Here is a 3,865-nt window from a genome sequence, read left to right as displayed (position 1 = left end):
AAATTTAATGTTCAGCTTCTTCCGTCGCAAGAAAAAACAGGAAACTCCGGCTCCTGAGGAGGCTCAAGTTCAGGAAACCGCAGCAAAAGTAGAATCTGAAGTTGCTCAAGTAGTTGAAAATATTAAAGAAGATTCCGAATCTTTAGCAGAAAACGTCAAAGGGCATGTTGAATCAGTTGTCGAATCGGCTGTTGAAACTGCCAGTGAAACCGTAGAACAGGTTCGGGAAGCTTTAACCGAAACGCCGTCTGAAACAGTTGAGAAAGTAGAAGAACACGTTGAAGCGGCAAAAGAAGCGGCCGTTGAAACCGTCAGCGAGGCTGTTGAACCGGTTCAAGAAACCGTTGTCGAGATGCCGTCTGAAGTAGCCGAGGCTGCTGAGGAAGCAGCAGAACAGGCCGAAGCAGTAAAAGAAGCGGCCGTTGAAACCGTCAGTGAGGCTGTTGCACAGGTTCAAGAAACCGTTGCCGAGATGCCGTCTGAAATAGCCGAGGCTGCTGAGGAAGCAGCAGAACAGGCCGAAGCGGTCAAAGAAGAAGTTGTTGAAACAGTTAGCGAAGCTGTCGAGCAATTTCAAGAAGCCGTTGCGGAAACACCGGCTGAAGCCCCTGCTCCGGTAGAAGAACACAAGCTCAGTTGGGCTGCGCGTTTGAAACAAGGCTTGACCAAATCACGCGACAAAATGGCAAAATCGTTGGCCGGCGTGTTCGGTGGCGGACAAATCGACGAGGATTTGTACGAAGAGCTGGAAACCGTGCTGATTACCAGCGATATGGGCATGGAAGCCACCGAATACTTGATGAAAGACGTGCGCGACCGTGTCAGCCTCAAAGGCCTCAAAGACGGCAACGAATTGCGTGGCGCGCTGAAAGATGCGCTGTACGACTTGATTAAGCCTTTGGAAAAACCTCTGGTCTTGCCGGAAACCAAGGAGCCTTTCGTGATTATGCTTGCCGGTATCAACGGCGCAGGCAAAACCACATCTATCGGCAAATTGGCCAAATACTTCCAAGCGCAGGGCAAATCTGTGTTGCTGGCGGCAGGCGATACTTTCCGTGCCGCCGCGCGTGAGCAGCTTCAGGCTTGGGGCGAACGCAACAATGTGACCGTGATTTCGCAAACTACGGGCGATTCCGCAGCCGTTTGCTTCGATGCCGTTCAAGCCGCGAAAGCGCGCGGGATCGACATCGTGCTTGCCGATACAGCCGGCCGTCTGCCGACGCAGCTTCATTTGATGGAAGAAATCAAAAAAGTGAAGCGCGTGTTGCAAAAAGCCATGCCTGATGCGCCACATGAAATCATCGTCGTGCTTGATGCCAACATCGGGCAAAACGCCGTCAACCAAGTGAAAGCCTTTGACGAAGCGCTGGGTCTGACCGGCCTGATCGTGACCAAGCTAGACGGTACGGCCAAAGGCGGTATCCTTGCCGCACTTGCCTCCGACTGCCCAGTTCCTGTCCGCTACATCGGCGTAGGCGAAGGCATCGACGATTTGCGTCCGTTTAATGCCAAAGCGTTCGTAGATGCCCTATTGGATTAAACAGACAGGCTGAGGCTTGTAAACGCAGTTTGCGGGGGGTTTCTGAGCCGTATTTTGCAAAGATCTCGCCTTGCAAGAAGCGGGCGTGGAAATCATAGCGCAAGAGTAGCGGAAAATAACGGAAGGCCGTCTGAAAACCCTATTTCAGGTTTTCAGACGGCCTTTCTTTGAGTCTTACGGCTCGTCTGAATCAAACAGGCCTCGGCACGCATACAGCAGCCCTCCCGCCAATACGGCCAGGCCCACCGCCGCCCAGTACGCATCGGCATAGCCGACCGACTTTGCCAGCCGCAGGGCGGCGAAACCGGCCGCGTAACTGCCGAGCAGGATGACGGAAAATTGCAGGCTGCTGTCGAGTGCGGCGGTGGCGCGGTCGGATTTGTCCATCACTAACGCCAGTATTACCGGCAGCAGCAGCGTGTAGCTCAGACTCAGGGCGATGATTTGCGCGGGCGGCAGCCAAGGGTGAACGCGGGCGAGCACGTCGATGGCGGTCATGGATGCCAAAAGCGGCAGTTGCAGCGCGTAGAGCAGGAACACGAGTTTGCGGCGCGGATAATTGCGCGAAAACCAGCCCGATAGCGGCGTAACAATCAGGCAGGCAACGGGAATACCCACCGCCAGAATCCCGCCCGTCTGTTTCGGGGAGAAGCCCAAATCCGCCAGCTTGGGCACAAAAGTCGCCGCCGCAAACGCATACGGCGCGGCAACGGCAAACAGCAAAACCAGCCACCGCCAGCCCGTTTCAGGCTGCCGCCAAAAGGAGACCAGCCGCGCCGCCAACGCTGTCAAACCGCCTTGCGCCGTCGGGCTTTCCGGCTCGCGGTAGCACAAGAGTTGCAGCAACATCAGCAGGCTGAACGCCAGCATAAAGCCCGCCGCCGCCGTCTGCCCGTATTCCTGATACAGCCACAATACCAGCGCGCCGCCTATCATCTTGCCGCCGCGCGCCGCCATCGTCTGAATCACGCCGCCGAAACCTCGTTCGCAGTGCGGCAGGACGATGCACGACAAACCCAACATCGCGCAGCCGTACACCGCCGACATTGCCGAGAGCAAAACGCAGCAGGTCAAAAGTAGCGGGAAGTTCTGCGTGATGTCGGTGCAGGCCATCAGCCCGAACACCGCCGAAAGCCCCAGCGTCGCCGCCAGCAGCCAGCCGCGAAACCGCCCGAACCGCCCCGCCGGCCGCCGCTCCATCAGCGCGGCAAACAACACCTTCGCCGCTTCGATACCGCCGATTAAATGTATCCAGCTCAGTTGGTTCAGGCTGTAACCGTGGTTTTTCAAAATAGCGACCAGCGCGACCAGATAAAAACCGGTCAGCGTGAATTTGTAGGTACTGCCGCCGATAAGCAGCAGCCAGTCGCGCGGGGCGGGGGATGCGGGGGTTTGCGACATGGGTTGGTTTTCCTTGGGGCGGAGCGTGTGAAGGTAAAGGCCGTCTGAAAATAAAAAATCAAGCGTGTGCAGCCGGTTTGCGGCCGAAAAACCGCTATCGGTGTTTGCAGTCTTTTTCAGACGGCCTTCAACGCTTCTTCCGCCCGCAGCAGGGCGGTTTGCTCGTCGGCTTCGACGATGTAGTTCACGCCCAGCGCGGGGGCGAGTTTGGACGATTGTTCGCGGAAGAACGCCAGTTGCGCCGCGTCGGGTTCGATGAGGAGCATGGCGGCGCAGCGTTCGGCGAGTTGCGGGCGGTGTGCCTTTATCCATTCGATGTAGGTTTTGCGGTCGGCAATGCGCTGTTCGTCGCTTACCTGCCGCCGCATGGGGGTGCAGACGGTGGCGAAGCGGGTGTTTTGGCTTAACAGGGTTTCGAATTCGGCCAGCCAGTCGGCGAAGTCGGCGACGTAGGTCAGGTCGGTCAGGTAGACGGTGCCTTCGGGCAGGGTTTTGGCGGGGGTGAAGTAGTGCATGGGGTTCCTTTGGGTGTTTTGGGGAAGCAGGGTAGGTCAATAGTTGGGTATTTATGCTTGGCTTTTTATTAGACTTCTTGTGCCGTCATTCCCGCGCAGGCGGGAATCCAGAATGGAGACTCAAGGGCACTTCTTTATCCGATAAGTTTCTGTGCGGATAGGTCTGGATTCCCGCCTGCGCGGGGGTAGCGAAGCGGACTTGCGTAAGCTAATGACGATAATCGGTTGTTACGGCCGTTTCAGACGACCTTCGTTATTCCAGTCACCGTAGGTAGAGCATTGATGCCCGACCTACGATTGTTTCAGACGGCCTCCATCATTTCAGCTTCGCCTAAAACTTCCATTCCGCGCTCACGCCTACGCTTCTGGGGCGTTGGTAGAGCGCGTCTTGGCGGTCGGCGCTGGAAAT

Annotated in this window: 3 protein-coding genes; 1 reads left to right on the top strand and 2 read right to left on the bottom strand. The window is 56.7% G+C overall.

The genetic code is table 11. The features are described 5' to 3' along the window. Window positions 1–7: 7 nt before the first annotated feature. Window positions 8–1,540, top strand: coding sequence for a signal recognition particle-docking protein FtsY (ftsY, locus tag ACTHSP_RS18615; RefSeq protein ID WP_440346646.1), 1,533 nt, complete (start codon window positions 8–10; stop codon window positions 1,538–1,540). A gap of 174 nt (window positions 1,541–1,714) precedes the next feature. Here the strand turns inward: ftsY and ACTHSP_RS18610 are convergent, their stop codons facing one another. Next, on the bottom strand, window positions 1,715–2,941 hold the full coding sequence (locus tag ACTHSP_RS18610) for an MFS transporter (protein ID WP_440346645.1): 1,227 nt from the start codon (window positions 2,939–2,941) through the stop codon (window positions 1,715–1,717). Window positions 2,942–3,057: 116 nt separating this feature from the next. Then, entirely contained in the window at window positions 3,058–3,456 is a 399-nt protein-coding gene (locus tag ACTHSP_RS18605) for a hypothetical protein (RefSeq protein WP_049351343.1), read from the bottom strand. Between the last annotated feature and the right edge of the window lie 409 nt (window positions 3,457–3,865).

The sequence above is a fragment of the Neisseria sp. P0001.S005 genome, from assembly GCF_051963715.1.
This window is presented reverse-complemented; position numbering and strand designations above follow the sequence as displayed.